We start from the raw sequence: 13,843 nt of genomic DNA, 5'->3' as shown, positions 1-13,843 counted from the left end.
GGGGGGGTGGGGGGGGGGCGCGGGGGGGGGGCGGGGGGGGGGGGGGGGGGGGGCGGGCGCGGCGCCCCCCCCCCCCCCCCACCAACGCGCGTCAGACCGAGCGCAGTTCGGCGTAGCGGTGGAGGAACAGGGCCTCGGAGAGGGCCATCCGCTCCAGTTCCTGCGGGTCGACGCTCTCGTTGACCGCGTGGATCTGGGTGGTCGGCTCCTCGACGCCGATCAGCACGATCTCGGCCTTCGGGTAGAGCGAGCGCAGCGTGTTGCAGAGCGGGATCGAGCCGCCCTCGCCGGAGGCGACCATCTCGGTGCCGAAGGCCTCGGCCATGGCCTCGCCCATCGCCTCGTACGCCGGGCCGGTGGTGTCGGCGTTGAACGGGGCACCGGTGCCCTGACGTTCGACGGTCAGACGGGCGCCGAGCGGGACCTGCGCCTCCAGGTGGGCGACCAGCGCGTCCTGGGCGGCGGTCGGGTCGTTGCCCGGCGGGACGCGCAGGCTGACCAGGGCCTTGGCGGCGGCCTGGACGGAGGAGGTGGCGCCGATCACCGGCGGGGCGTCGATGCCGAGGACGGTGATCGCGGGGCGGGCCCACAGGCGGTCGGCGATGGTGCCGGTGCCGGTCAGGGCGACGCCGTCGAGCACCTTGGCGTCGGAGCGGAACTGCTCCTCCGGGTACTGGACACCGCTCCAGGTCTGGCCGCCGGTCAGTCCGGCCACCGCGACGTCGCCGTGCTCGTCGTGCAGCGAGGCGAGCATCCGGACCAGCGACTGCAGCGCGTCCGGGGCGGCGCCGCCGAAGGCGCCGGAGTGCAGGTTGCCGGCCAGGGTGGTGACCGCGACCTCGACGACCGTCATGCCGCGCAGCGAGGCGGTCACGGTGGGCAGGCCGGCGGCGAAGTTGCCGGTGTCGCCGATGATGATGGCGTCGGCGGCGAGCAGTTCGGGGTGGGCCTCGGCGTAGCGCTCCAGGCCGCCGGTGCCCTGCTCCTCCGAGCCCTCGACGATGATCTTCAGTCCGACCGGGTAGCCGTCGCCGTACGCCTGCCGCAGCGCCCGCAGGGCGGTCAGGTGCATCAGGATGTTGCCCTTGCAGTCGGCGGCGCCGCGCCCGTACCAGCGGCCGTCACGCTCGGTCAGTTCGAAGGCGGGGCTGAGCCAGGCGTTCTCGTCGAGCGGGGGCTGGACGTCGTAGTGCGAGTAGAGCAGCACGGTCGGCGCGCCCTGGGGGCCGGGCAGTTCGGCGTAGACGGACTGGGTGCCGTCCGGGGTGTCCAGCAGCTGGACGTTGGTCAGGCCTTCGGCGGCGAAGGCGTCGGCGACCCAGCGGGCGGCCTTCTCGCACTCCTCGACCGGGAACTGGCGCGGGTCGGCGACCGAGGGGAAGGCGACCAGTTCGGCGAGGTCGGTGCGGGCACGGTCCATCAGGGACCGGACGGCGTCGGCCAGCGGCTGTGACATCGGGGCTCCGAGGGGAAGGCTTCGCCCGGGGGGTGGTGCGGGCGGAGGGGGCGGTTTGGGTACCGCCGATCATAGGCGGACTCGAACAGTCCGATCGGGTGGTTTTACCCGGCGATCCCGCCCGGCGCACCGTCTGGTGGATCGGTCCGATGGATCGACCCGGGCTCGGCCTGGGTTCGATCTGGGTTCGGTCTGGCGTTCGGGGCGGCGCGGCCAGCGGCGGGTCCGGCGGACGCATAGGATTGCTCGACGTGACTGACTCCGGAAGCTCCGATTCCCGCAGCCCACTCGACACCGAGGCCTCGCCGCTCGACGCCGAGGTGTCCGGACGGCCGTCAGGCCGGTCGTCAGGTCAGCCGTCAGGCGAGGCGTCCGAGGAGACGCCCGAGACGGTGTCCGAGACCGGGACGGTGCCCGAGGCCGGGACCGAGACGGTGTTCGAAGCCGCGACCGAGGCTGGGACCGAAGCCGAGACCGAAGCCGAGACCGCGCCGAGGGCCGGCCGGTCGGCGCCCGAGCCGCTCGACGGCGTCTGGGACGTCGTGGTGGTCGGCGCCGGACCGGCCGGAGCCTCGGCCGCGCACGCCGCCGCCGTCCAGGGCCGGCGGGTGCTGCTCCTCGACAAGGCCGAGCACCCCCGTTACAAGACCTGCGGTGGCGGCATCATCGGCCCGTCCCGGGACAGCCTGCCGCCCGACTTCCGGCTGCCGCTGCAGGACCGCGTGCACGCCGTCACCTTCGCCTACGACGGGCGGTTCACCCGGACGCGTCGGTCCCGGCGGATGCTGTTCGGCCTGGTCAACCGGGACGAGTTCGACCTGCGCCTGGTGCAGGCGGCCAAGCAGGCCGGGGCGGTGCTGGTCACCGGAGTGACCGTCACCGGCGTCGAGCAGCGCGGCGGCGAGCACCGGACGGCGCTGGTGACGGCCGCCGACGGGCGCACCTTCGAGGCGCGCGCGGTGGTCGGCGCGGACGGCAGCGCGAGCCGGATCGCCCGGCACGTCGGCGTCACCTTCGACCAGATCGACCTCGGCCTGGAGGCGGAGATCCCCGTCCCGCCGCAGGTCGCCGCGGACTGGTCGGGCCGGATCCACCTCGACTGGGGCCCGCTGCCCGGCAGTTACGGCTGGGTGTTCCCGAAGACCGAGTCGAGCAGCCTGACCGTCGGCGTCATCTCGGCGCGCGGCGACGGCGAGCGGACCAAGCAGTATCTCGCCGACTACATCCGGCGGTTGGGGCTGTCCGGCTTCACCCCGAGCGTGGAGTCCGGGCACCTGACCCGCTGCCGGGCCGAGGACTCGCCGCTCTCCCGCGGCCGGGTGCTGGTCGCCGGGGACGCGGCCGGACTGCTGGAGCCGTGGACCCGTGAGGGCATCTCGTACGCGCTGCGCTCGGGCCGGCTGGCCGGCGAGTGGGCGGTGAAGGTCGCGGAGGCGGGCAAGGCGGCGGACGTGCGGCGCGAGGCGCTGAACTACGCGTTCGCCATCAAGGCCGGGCTGGGCGTGGAGATGCGCGCCGGCAAGCAGCTGCTGGGCGCCTTCGAGCGGCGCCCGTACCTGTTCCACGCGGCGGTCTGCCTGGTGGCGCCGGCCTGGCGGGCCTTCGCCCGGACCACCCAGGGGCACACCACCTTCGCGCAGGTGCTCCGGCAGTACCGGGCGGCCAGGAAGCTGGCGGCGATGGCGTCCCGGTGACGGGAGGCCCTGGAAGCGGGTGCGGCCCTGGAGGCCCGTCGGGCACCTGGGGCACCTGAGGCGCGGGCCGGCGCTCCGTTGTTCTCGGAGCACCGGCCCTTGCTGCCCCACCGGCCCAACGGGCCGTGCCCTCCGGCTATTTGAGCCCGGAGTCGAGTGCGTTGATGAGCGTGCCGGAGGGAGTGTCGCCGGACATCTCCCAGATCATGCCGCCGAGCAGGTTCTTCGACTTGAGGTAGGCCGTCTTCTGGGCGATCGACCAGGCGTCGTCGAAGGTCCACCACTGGCCGCCGGCTCCGGTGTAGCCGTACGTCGCAATGGACTTGGGGTCGTGGTACACGGTCAGGTTGGGGACTCCGGTGATGAGGTTGTTGTAGCCGCGGGTGCCGGCCTCCTCGCTGAACTGGCCCGGGGCCGCGCCGTTCGCGGACTGCCACACGCCGGAGGCGCCGCCGTCCGCCACGCCCTGCCAGCCGCGCCCGTAGAACGGGAAGCCGATGGTGAGCTTGCGCGGGTTGACCCCGGCGCCGAGGTAGGTCTGGACCGCCGCGTCCACGCTGAAGTGGAAGTTGTACGGGTCGTTCGGGTCGGCGTAGAGGTTGGCCTGGGGGCCGGTGCGGTTGGGCTCCCAGGAGTTGTCGCTGCCGGAGCCGTGGAAGTCGTAGCCCTGGACGTTGGCGATGTCCAGCGAGCTGAAGATCTTCGTGAGGTCCCAGCCCGCGGCGACCTTCGCCGGGTCGGCCGGGGTGAAGGCGGTGAGCAGCTTGTGCGAGCCGCCCAACGCGTCGAGCTGCTTGCGGAATTCGGCCAGCAGCAGGGTCAGGTTGCCCTTGTCGTTGGCGCTCCAGTGGTTGCCGGCGTGGCCGTCGGCGGAGCCGGGCCACTCCCAGTCGAGGTCGATGCCGTCGAAGATCCCGGCCGCCACGCCGTCGCCGCCGGCGCCGTTGTAGACCGGCAGGTTGCCCTTGATCCACACGTCGAGGCAGGACTTGACGAACTTCTGGCGGGATGCGTCGGTGGCGGCGACGTCCGAGAAGTACTTGGAGTACGTCCAGCCGCCGAGTGAGACGACCACCTTCAGGTTCGGGTACTTGGCCTTCAGCTTCTTCACCTGGTTGAGGTTGCCGCGGAGTTTGCCCCAGCCGTCGTCGGCCACGCCGTCCACCGACTGGTCGGCGCTCATCGGGCGGGCGTAGTCGGCGTCGGCGTCACCGGCGCCGGTGCCCTGGTCCGGGTCCTGCGGGTTGGCGGTGGTGCCCTTGGTGACGCCCGCCAGGCAGGTCAGGTTGACCGGATCGATGTTCTCGAAGGCGTAGTTGACGACGTCGAGCTTGGCCGCGCTGCCGGAGGTGTCGAGGTTCTTGACGAAGTACTGGCGGCCGTAGATGCCCCACTGGACGAAGTAGCCGACCCGGGCGTACTTTCCGGCGCCGACCAGGTCCGAGGTGGTGGCGGTGAGCGGGGCGGAGGCGGGCGAGGCGTTGTCGGCGGGGTCGCGGGCCTTCACGGTGAACGTGTAGGTGGTGGACGGGGACAGGCTGCCGACCGTCGCGGTCAGGGTGCCGCCGCCGACCGTCGCCACCAGCGTGCCGCCCTGGTAGACGTCGTACGCGGCGACCCGGACGTTGTCGGTCGCGGCGTTCCAGACGAGCGTGACGTCCGACGAACTGACCGCCGTGGTACGGAGGTTGGTCGGCGCGGTGGGCGGGACCGGGTCGGTCGACGGGTCGAAGGTGGCGGCGGTGACGGGCGCGCTGAGCGGTCCGGTGTTGCCGCGGCTGTCCTTGGCCCGGACGGTCAGCGTGTACGTGGTGGCCGGGGTGAGCCCGGTGAGCAGGGCACTGGTGGTGGCGCTGGAGCCGACCACGGTGGCGCCGTTGAGCACGTCGTAGGAGATGACCGGGAAGTCCCCGCCGGTGGCGACCGGCCAGGTCAGGGCGAGCGTGTGCGCGGTGGACTCGGTGACCGCCGGGGTGCCCGGCGCGGACGGCGGGACGTCGGCGGTGCCGTCGCACTTGTCGCCGTTGATGCGGCAGTTGGTGGGGGTGGCGACCGGGCCGTTGCCGACGAACCAGAAGCTGTACGGCTCGGTGGTGGTGTGGGCGTTGACGGTGGCGTTGTAGAACGCGTTGGTCGCGGTGACGTGCTGGCCGTTGACGGTGGCGGTGCCGTTGTAGCTGTTGCCGATGGTGACGCCGGCAGGCAGGTCGAACTCCAGGGTCCAGCCGGTCACGGCGGTGGCGTTGTCGTTGTGGACGATGTAGGTGCCCTGCCACCAGGAGCCGTTGTTGGCGGTGGTGAAGGCGGCGGTGAGCTTTCCGGCGGCGTTCGCCGGGGCGGCCAGCGCGGTGAGCGCGGCGAGGGGCAGGAGCAGGACGGAGAGCAGTGCCAGCAGTCTGCTGCGCACGCGCGGGCGCCTGGCCCGGGATCGAGCGGACATGGTTCTCCCTGTGACTGTGGGGGTTGAACAGGGTGACGTAGAACCGCTGTGCTTGGTGCGTGTGCGATGGGTGCCCGCGCCGTGGGGAGGCGGGGCATGGGCACTGTAGGAGGACTGGACCAATGCGTCAACAGGTCTGTACCACTGGGGAGTTGGGGGATTCGTCGGGGTGGCGCGGGCCGGTCGGGGGCTGCGGGGGCGAACAGGTGACAACTTTCAGATAACAGATGTTGAAATCTGTTATCTGTTACTTGTCACCTGTTCGCCCCCGTCAGCTCGTCCCCGAGCGGGCTGCGCAGGTACAGCACCGAGCGGCCGTGCCGGGCCCGGGTGACCAGGCCGGTGGCGGCGAGGACGGACAGGTGCTGGCTGACCGCGCCGGGGGTGACGCCCAGCCGGTAGGCGAGGTCGGTGGTGGAAGCGGGTTCGGCGAGCAGGGCCAGCAGCCGGGCCTTCGGCGCGCCGACCAGCGCCTCCAGCGCCCGCGGCGGCACCGGCGTCCCCGGGCCGGCCATGCCTGCCTGGCCGCGCGCCGGGTAACTGATCTGCGGCGCACGCTCGTTGCTGATCATCGTGATCGCGCCGCGGGCGAAGAAGGTCGGGATGAGGACGAGGCCGCGGCCGTCCACGGCGGTCTCCGCGTCCCAGTCCGTCCACCGGCGGTTGATCGACAGGACGCCGTCCTCCCAGTGCAGCCGGTGGTCCAGGTCGGCGAAGAGCGCCGCCGCGCCGTGCTGGGAGAGCAGCCGGGCCCGGTAGACCAGGTCGGCGTCCAGGACCGCACGGGCCTGCGGCCACCAGGACGGCGCGAGGCAGACCTCCCAGTACTCCTCCAGCGCGTCGGCGATCCGCTGCAACAGCCGCGCCGGGTCGGCCAGTCCGGCGGCGAGCGCGGCGGGCAGGGGCCGCCCGTGCGGCAGGAAGACCTGCTCCAGTTCGGGGCGCAGCTGCTCCGGCGGCAGCGCGCGGACGGTGGCCAGCTCGGTGCGGAAGTCGGCGGCGGGCGAGGCCGGGCGGGGCGTCAGGAAGTCGGGGATCCAGCGGTTCCCGGCGATGAGTGACAGCAGCAGCGTGGAGTCCAGCCGTTCGAAGGCGGGCCGGAGCCGCTCGAAGGCCGGGGTCTGGAGCTGGTAGACCCCGGGGTGGGTCCACATGCGCAGGCTGAGCGAGGCCTCCTGGATCGGGGAGACGGCGAACCAGGTGGTGGCGAGGTCGGCCAGGCCGAGCGTGAAGCGGTGCACGGGGGGTGCTCTCCTGCGGCGCGGCGCATGGGCGCCGGAGCTGGGGCGCGTGGGGCGCGTGGTTTTAGCCAGAGCCTAAAGGAGTACCGGACCCGGGCCGTCGGGCGGTGTGATCAGCACATGACCACCACCTCGCCGGCGGAGACGTCCGGACCCGACCCCGCCATGCCCGGAGGCGCCGCCATCACGGCAACCACCGCAAGCACCGCAAGCACCACAGACACCGCAGACACCGCAACGATCGCAACGACCGCAGACCCCGGAGACACCGCAGACCCGCAGGTCGGCGGCGGGCTCGTCAGCGTCGTGCGACGGCGGCTGCACCCCGACCCGATGGTCCGGCGGCTGGCCGGGATCACTCTGGTCAACACGATCGGCAGCGGCCTGTCCCTGTCCGTCGCGGTGCTGTTCTTCACCCGGGTGCTCGGTCTGAGCGCCGCCCAGCTGGGGCTCGGGCTGACCGCCGCCGGCCTGTGCGGCGTCGTCGCGAGCGTGCCGGCCGGGCGGGCCGCCGACCGTTGGGGTGCCCGGCCGGTGCTGGTCGTGCTGGTCGCAGTGCAGGCGGTCGGCACCGCCGGGTACACGCTCGTGCACAGCTATCCGGCCTTCGTGGTGCTGGCCTGCGGGGTCGCGGCCGTCGACCGCGGGTCCGCCGCCGTGCGGAACGCGCTCTACGCCGAGGTGCTGCCGCCCGACCGCCGGGTGGCGGGCCGGGCCTACCTGCGGGTGGTGACCAACGTGGGCATCTGCCTGGGGACGGCCGTCGGCGCGATCGCGCTCCAGGTGGACACCAAGCCGGCCTATCTGACGGCGATTCTGGCCGACGCCGCTTCCTTCGTGGTCGTCGCCGTGCTGTTCCACCGCCTCCCCGCCCACCGCCTCCCCGCCCACCGCCTCCCCGCCCACCGCCTCCCCGCCCACCGCCTCCCCGCCCACGCGCACCCGGCCCCGGTCGCGCCGTCCGCGGAACCGGGGGACGGCGGTGCCCGGCGGGGCAAGCGGCGCAATCCGGCGCTGCGGGACGGCCCGTTCCTGGTCGTGACGGTGCTGAACGCGGTCCTCGCCCTGCAGTTCGCCGTCCTGGAGGTCGGCGTGCCGCTGTGGATCGTCCATGACACCGAGGCGCCCCGGATCACCGTCGCGGGCACCCTGATCGTCAACACCCTGCTGGTGATCGCCCTTCAGGTGCGGGCCACCCGGGGGACGGAGGACCGGGCGACGGCCGCCCGGCTCTGCGGCCGCGGGGGGCTGCTGCTCGCCGCCTCGTGCCTGGTCGTCGGCCTCGCGCACGGCCTGCCCGCGCTCGTCGCCGCCGTGGTGGTGCTCGGCGGCATCGCGCTGCAGTCGCTGGGCGAGGTGTTCGGCCAGGCCGGCGGCTGGGCGCTCAGCTACGACCTCGCGGGGGAGCGCGACCACGGCGCCTACCAGGGCGTGTACAACGCGGGTTCGGCGGCGTCGATGATGGCCGGTCCGGCCTTGGTCAGCACTGCCGTGATCGGGTTCGGTCTGGCCGGCTGGGCCGTCCTGGGCGCGGTGCTGGCGGCGGCGGGCCTGGCGATGGGCCCCGCCGTCCGGTGGGCCGGGCGACGGGAAGGGAACGCCGAGGCTCGGTGACGCGGCTACTCCCGGACGAGCGTGAGGGCCTCGATCCCGATCAGCGCCTCGGGCGGGATTGGCTCTGGCCGAGGGGCGGGTGGGCGTGCCAGAGTCGTCCGGGCGTCGCCCGGGCACCCTGGGCGGCGCGGCAGTCCGACCCACCCTCAGCCGGAAGGCAGGCCCCGCCGATGACCAGCGCAGAGCCCCTCGTCCGCGTCACCACCGCCGACGCCGTCACCACGATCACCCTCGACTCGCCGCACAACCGCAACGCACTCTCCACCCGGCTGATGGCCGAGCTGCACGCCGGTCTGGCGGTCGCCGCGGCCGACCCGGAGGTCCGGGCCGTGGTGCTCGGGCACACCGGCAAGGTGTTCTGCGCGGGTGCGGACCTGTCCGAGGCGACCGGCGCGGACCCGACGGTCGGCCCGCGCGGACTGGTCGAGCTGCAGCGGGCGATCGTCGACTGCACCAAGCCGGTGATCGCCGTGATCGACGGGCACGCCCGGGCCGGTGGCCTCGGCCTGATCGGCGCGGCGGACCTCGCCCTCGCCGGGCCGGCCGCGACCTTCGCGTTCACCGAGGTCAGGCTCGGCCTCGCGCCCGCCGTGATCTCGCTGCCGCTGCGCCCCAAGCTGGACCCGCGCGCCGCCTCCCGCTACTATCTCACCGGTGAGGTCTTCGACGCCGCCGAGGCCGCCCGGATCGGCCTGATCACCCGCGCCACCGAGTCCGCCGAGGACACCGGGGTCGCGTTGAAGGGCCTGCTGGACGCGCTGCGCCAGGGCTCCCCGCAGGGGCTGGCGGAGTCCAAGCGGCTGGCCAACGCCGAGGTGGTGCGGTCCTTCGAGCGGGACGCGGAGGGGCTGGTGGAGCTGTCGGCGCGGCTGTTCGGGTCGGCGGAGGCGCAGGAGGGGATGCGGGCGTTCCTGGAGAAGCGGCCCGCGCGCTGGGTGCGCTGACCCCGGGCCGCTCCACCCCCCCGGCCCCTGATCCCAGCGCGCGGCACGCTGCCCGCGGCGCTCTACCCGTGGCGCGCTACGTGCAGCGCGGTCTCAGCCGATGACCGCGCTGGTCCGCCAGAGTTCGAGCAGCGCCTCGTCGCCGGCGAGTTCGACCTGCGCGGACCCGACCGGGAGCCGGTTCCACAGCAGCAGGTACAGGTCGTGGGCGGGGCCGGTGAGGGTGAGGTCGGCCGGTTCGGCGGCGCCGCCCGTGCCGACGGCCGGCGGCTCCTGGGTGATGGTCAGCTGCCAGGAGCCGGGGCCGTCGGTGGTCCGGACCCCGATGGTGCGGGTCCGTTCGCTGCGCAGCCGGGAGCGGCTGCTGGCCACGAAGCCGCCCAGCAGTTCGTCGATGCCGTCGAGGGCGAGGGCGGTGTCCACCCTGGGGCCGTCGGTGCCGGCCGCCGCGTCGGCGTCGGCGCGGTGGACGGCGGTCTCGTGCGCCTGGCGGCGGGCCCAGAACCCGAGCGGGCTGGGCGACGGCAGGAAGCTCCAGCACTCGACGTCGGCCGGGGCCCGGGTGAGCGTGTCCACCAGGGCGGCGTGGCCTTCGCGGAACCAGTCGAGCAGTGCCGCGTCGGACGGCGCCGGCCCGATCACGGCCCGCCTGCCGTCCTCGTCGAGGGGCGCGGGCAGGCCCTGGGAGGGGTAGGCGGCGGCCCAGCGGTGGACGTTTCCGACGTGCCTCAGCAGGTCGTTGAGGCTCCAGTCCGGGCAGGTCGGTACGGGGGCGGCGAGGTCGGTACGGGCGGCCGCTTCGGCGAGCAGGGTGCCCTCGCGGCGCAGGGCGTCGATGTGTTCGGTGATCTCCATGGGGGGGAGTGTTGCACCGGAGCCCGCCGGCCGGTTGCGGTTTTCGGACCCGCCCGGGCGGCGGGCCGGGCCTGGCCTTGGGAGGCCGCAGGCCAGGGCGGGTGCGGGGCCGGTGTGATGTTGACCGCCCGGCGGCCGGCCGGACCCTACGGGCCGGTAACGTGAGGGCATGCCGATAACCCGTTCGCTGCTCTCCGCGGTCCGAGCCGGTGGCCGCCGTGCCGCCGGCCGCCTCGTCCACCGGGGCTGGCGCTGGGTGCAGAGGACCGGTGCGGTCACCCGGCAGAGCCCGGGCCCGTACCGGTTCGGCGAGTTGGGCGACGGTACGACGCTGGCGTTCCCGCTCGGCGCGGTCTTCAACGAGCAGTGGATCACCATCGGGCCGTTCTCGATCATCGGTGAGCGGGTCACCATCAGCGCCGGTTTCCTACCCGGCCTCGACCTCGGGCCCGAGCCGATCGTACGGATCGGCGGCGGCTGTGTGATCGGCCGGGACAGCCACATCGTGGGCCACCAGTCGATCGTCCTCGGCGACGACGTGTGGACCGGGCCCGGCGTCTACATCTCCGACCAGGCGCACGAGTACCGGTCCACCGACCTGCCGATCGGCAAGCAGTGGCCGCGCAACGAACCGGTGGAGATCGGTGCCGGGAGCTGGATCGGCACCGGCGCGGTGATCCTGCCGGGGGCCCGGATCGGCCGCAACGTGGTGGTCGCGGCGGGCGCGGTGGTGCGCGGCGAGGTGCCCGACCACAGCGTGGTGGCCGGGGCGCCGGCCAAGGTGGTCCGCCGTTGGACGGCCGAGGAGGGCTGGCAGCCGCCGCTGCGCCACGACGCACCCCAGCCGGTGCCGGACGGCGTGACGGCGGAGCAACTGCGGGCCCTGGTGGGGTGGGACCTGCGGTTGCCGGGGGAGCAGGGCTGATGCACCCGCGCCGCCGTTCCCGGTGGGGCGGGTGCCGGTACGTCGCTATCGGACTGCGGGGGCCTGTTCGGCGGCGCGGGCGGCGATGGCGGCGGTGATCCGCAGGACGTCGGCGGGGCGGGCGGGGTCGAGGCCGGTGAGGGCGGCGATCCGGCGCAGCCGGTAGTCGACGGTGTTCGGGTGCAGGTGCAGGGCGCCCGCGGTGTGCCGCCGGTTGAGCCCGCCGGCCAGGTGGGTGCGCAGGGTGGTGAGCAACTCGCCGCCGTCGGCCAGTGGTTCGAGCAGTGCGGCGAGCCGGGAGCGGGCCTGGCTGGGGCGGGTGAGCTGGTATTCGAGCAGGACGTCGTCGAGCCGGTACAGGCCGGGTGGACGGTCGAACGCGCGGGCCACGTCCAGGACTTCGTGCGCGAGCGCGGCCGCGCCCGGCACCTCGCAGGGTGCGGCGGACGCCGCCGCGGCCAGGACGGGGACGCCTCCGGCCCGGGCGGCCGCGGCGACGGTGGCGGCGAGGTGCTGCCACGGGAGTTCGGCGGGCGTGCCGGGGCGCCCGGACGCTCTCTCCGGCCGGAGGCCCGGCCGGGCCTCCGGGGGCGGCCCGAGCGGGACGAGCACGAGGCCGCCCGAGGGGGTGAGCGCGGTGATCGCCGACTGCCGTGTCCGGTGGTCGAGTTCGGCGACTAGCCGGCGGAGCTTGCGGCGGCCGGCGATGCCCGGGTCGACGCCGGGGGCGTGCTCGTCGGGGTGGTCGGCGACGGACAGGCACAGGACGGCGTACCGGGGCGGCAGTTGGAGCCCGGCCCGGGCGGCGGCCTCGTCCGCCGGGGTGCCGGCGAGCAGTGCGGTGAGCAGCGACTGCCGGGCGGCGCCGCGCCGGTCGCCGGTCGGGCGGCGTTCGTCGAGGTAGCCGGCGCCGGCGGCGGTGGTGGCCTGGCGGAGCTGGTCGAGCAGCAGCCGGTTGAGGACGAGCAGGTCGGCGGCGTCGCCGTCGCGGGCGTGCCGGGTGACGAACTCCCAGCAGACCTCCAGCCCGAGGTGGTGGGCGAGCAGGACGGCGTCCAGCGGCAGGCCCTCCTCGGCGCGGCGGGCGGCGGCCTCCCGGACGGCGGCGAACTCCTCGTCGGGGGCGGGGAGTCCGGTGCGGACGGCGTGGGCCAGGGCGCGGATCCGGCGCTCGGTGTCGCGGGTGAGTTCGCCGGTGAGCTGTTCGCGGGGCAGGCGGTGGTACACCGGCACGCGGTCCAGCAGGGCGGCGACCACGCTCTCGGCCAACTGGCGTACACCGCCCAGGAGTCGTTGGTCGGCCGGTCGGCCGCCGATCACCGGGACGCGCCAGCCGGGCGTGCGGTCGGCGGTGCGGTCGGGCGCGCGCACGGTGGTGTGGTCGGGGACGGCGGTGGGCTCGGGCGCACGGACGGGTGTGCGGTCGGCTGCGGAGGGGGGCACGGAGGCGGGCGCGGAGTGCGGCTCGGAGCGGGGTGTGGCGTCGGGTGAGCGGCCGGGCGAGGCGGCGGGTGCGTTGTGACCGGTCACAGAGAACACCGTCCAGGTCTGGGGAACGCCCAAGGGCCGGGCCGGAGGGGCGACCGCATGATGGAGCCACTCGGGTTACCTGTTGGTAACAAACTTCCGCCGTGGAGGCAACAGTTGAGAACCCCACTTCTCCGCTTCTCCGCAACTCCCGTGCGCCGCAGGCTCGGCGGGGCCATCGGCGCGACCGTGCTGGCGGGCGCGATGCTGGCCGGCGCGTCGGCCGCCCCGGCGAGCGCCGTGACGTCCCCCTCCGTCGCGCCCGCCGCCGCCCGCTCCCTCAGCGCTGCCGCCACCTCCGCCGCCGCCGAACTGCCGCCCGACGGTGACTCGGTGGCCTCGCCGCCCGGCGCCAACGACTGGAACTGCCGCCCGAGCGCCGCCCACCCCGATCCGGTGGTCCTCGTGCACGGCACCTTCGCCAACCGCTACGAGAACTGGCTCGCGCTCTCCCCGCTGCTGAAGGGCCTCGGGTACTGCGTCTTCGCGCTCGACTACGGCACCATCCCGGGCATCACCTCCAGCGGCAGCGGCCTGCTGCTGCCGATCGGCGGCCTGGGCCCGGTGCCCGAGACGGCCGCCCAACTCGGGCGGTTCGTCGACCTGGTGCTGAAAGCGACCGGCGCGGCCAAGGTCGACATCGTCGGGCACTCGCAGGGCGGCATGCTGCCGAACTACTACCTGAAGTTCCTCGGCGGGGCCGCGAAGGTCGGCCGGCTGGTCGGCCTGGCGCCGTCCAACCACGGCACGACGCTCGACGGGATCACCAAGCTCGTGCCGTACTTCCCCGGCGTCGCGGACCTGATCTTCACCGTCTGCCAGGCCTGCCGCGACCAGGCGGTGGGCTCCGACTTCAACCGCACGATGGCCTCCCGCCCGGACACCGTGCCGGGCGTGAGCTACACGGTGATCTCGACCGTGTACGACGAGGTCGTCACCCCGTGGCGGACCCAGTTCCTGACCGGCCCGGCCGTCGACAACGAGGTGCTGCAGAACCACTGCCCGATCACGCTCGCCGAGCACGTGGCGATCGCGTTCTCGCCGACGGCGCTGCACCTGGTGGCCAACGCCCTGGATCCGGCGCACGCCACACCGGTGTTCTGCGGCTGAGCCGCACCCACCGGAACGCTGCGGCCCGGGAGACCTC

General features: G+C 74.1%; 10 protein-coding genes. 5 read left to right on the top strand and 5 right to left on the bottom strand.

Annotated features, from left to right (window positions below; translation table 11 throughout):
- Positions 1–91 precede the first annotated feature (91 nt).
- Entirely contained in the window at positions 92–1,456 is a 1,365-nt protein-coding gene (locus ACFV61_RS25770) for a dipeptidase (protein WP_380494114.1), read from the bottom strand.
- A gap of 392 nt (positions 1,457–1,848) precedes the next feature.
- Here ACFV61_RS25770 and ACFV61_RS25765 point away from each other — a divergent pair, with 392 nt between their 5' ends.
- Entirely contained in the window at positions 1,849–3,150 is a 1,302-nt protein-coding gene (locus ACFV61_RS25765; protein ID WP_380484575.1) for a geranylgeranyl reductase family protein, read from the top strand.
- 136 nt (positions 3,151–3,286) lie between these two features.
- Here the strand turns inward: ACFV61_RS25765 and ACFV61_RS25760 are convergent, their stop codons facing one another.
- The gene (locus ACFV61_RS25760) at positions 3,287–5,590 is read right to left on the bottom strand and encodes a glycosyl hydrolase family 18 protein (RefSeq protein ID WP_380494112.1); all 2,304 of its coding nucleotides are present in this window, start codon (positions 5,588–5,590) and stop codon (positions 3,287–3,289) included.
- Between the two features lie 254 nt (positions 5,591–5,844).
- The gene (locus ACFV61_RS25755; RefSeq protein ID WP_380379329.1) at positions 5,845–6,831 is read right to left on the bottom strand and encodes an ArsR/SmtB family transcription factor; all 987 of its coding nucleotides are present in this window, start codon (positions 6,829–6,831) and stop codon (positions 5,845–5,847) included.
- 120 nt (positions 6,832–6,951) lie between these two features.
- Here ACFV61_RS25755 and ACFV61_RS25750 point away from each other — a divergent pair, with 120 nt between their 5' ends.
- A complete protein-coding gene (locus ACFV61_RS25750; protein WP_380494110.1) occupies positions 6,952–8,445 on the top strand; it encodes an MFS transporter in 1,494 nt (497 codons plus the stop codon).
- A gap of 170 nt (positions 8,446–8,615) precedes the next feature.
- Positions 8,616–9,389 (top strand): enoyl-CoA hydratase family protein, encoded by a 774-nt coding sequence (locus ACFV61_RS25745; RefSeq protein ID WP_063350153.1) that lies wholly within the window; start codon positions 8,616–8,618, stop codon positions 9,387–9,389.
- Between the two features lie 93 nt (positions 9,390–9,482).
- Here the strand turns inward: ACFV61_RS25745 and ACFV61_RS25740 are convergent, their stop codons facing one another.
- A complete protein-coding gene (locus ACFV61_RS25740) occupies positions 9,483–10,244 on the bottom strand; it encodes a maleylpyruvate isomerase family mycothiol-dependent enzyme (RefSeq protein ID WP_380494108.1) in 762 nt (253 codons plus the stop codon).
- 169 nt (positions 10,245–10,413) lie between these two features.
- Here ACFV61_RS25740 and ACFV61_RS25735 point away from each other — a divergent pair, with 169 nt between their 5' ends.
- Complete coding sequence (locus ACFV61_RS25735; protein ID WP_380379322.1) at positions 10,414–11,169, top strand: acyltransferase; 756 nt, start codon at positions 10,414–10,416, stop codon at positions 11,167–11,169.
- 45 nt (positions 11,170–11,214) lie between these two features.
- Here ACFV61_RS25735 and ACFV61_RS25730 read toward each other — a convergent pair whose 3' ends face one another.
- On the bottom strand, positions 11,215–12,699 hold the full coding sequence (locus ACFV61_RS25730; protein ID WP_380494106.1) for a helix-turn-helix domain-containing protein: 1,485 nt from the start codon (positions 12,697–12,699) through the stop codon (positions 11,215–11,217).
- Between the two features lie 201 nt (positions 12,700–12,900).
- Here ACFV61_RS25730 and ACFV61_RS25725 point away from each other — a divergent pair, with 201 nt between their 5' ends.
- The gene (locus ACFV61_RS25725; protein WP_380494122.1) at positions 12,901–13,806 is read left to right on the top strand and encodes an esterase/lipase family protein; all 906 of its coding nucleotides are present in this window, start codon (positions 12,901–12,903) and stop codon (positions 13,804–13,806) included.
- The last annotated feature ends 37 nt before the right edge of the window (positions 13,807–13,843 follow it).

The sequence above is a fragment of the Kitasatospora sp. NPDC059817 genome (genome assembly GCF_042731835.1).
Taxonomy (GTDB): Bacteria; Actinomycetota; Actinomycetes; order Streptomycetales; family Streptomycetaceae; genus Kitasatospora.
This window is presented reverse-complemented; position numbering and strand designations above follow the sequence as displayed.

Bases quoted from the DNA above. Each gene is read 5' to 3' on its own strand.
- ACFV61_RS25745 (WP_063350153.1), top strand. From the start codon at position 8,616: ATGACCAGCGCAGAGCCCCTCGTCCGCGTCACCACCGCCGACGCCGTC.
- ACFV61_RS25760 (WP_380494112.1), bottom strand. From the start codon at position 5,590: ATGTCCGCTCGATCCCGGGCCAGGCGCCCGCGCGTGCGCAGCAGACTG.
- ACFV61_RS25770 (WP_380494114.1), bottom strand. From the start codon at position 1,456: ATGTCACAGCCGCTGGCCGACGCCGTCCGGTCCCTGATGGACCGTGCC.
- ACFV61_RS25750 (WP_380494110.1), top strand. From the start codon at position 6,952: ATGACCACCACCTCGCCGGCGGAGACGTCCGGACCCGACCCCGCCATG.
- ACFV61_RS25735 (WP_380379322.1), top strand. From the start codon at position 10,414: ATGCCGATAACCCGTTCGCTGCTCTCCGCGGTCCGAGCCGGTGGCCGC.
- ACFV61_RS25740 (WP_380494108.1), bottom strand. From the start codon at position 10,244: ATGGAGATCACCGAACACATCGACGCCCTGCGCCGCGAGGGCACCCTG.
- ACFV61_RS25725 (WP_380494122.1), top strand. From the start codon at position 12,901: ATGCTGGCCGGCGCGTCGGCCGCCCCGGCGAGCGCCGTGACGTCCCCC.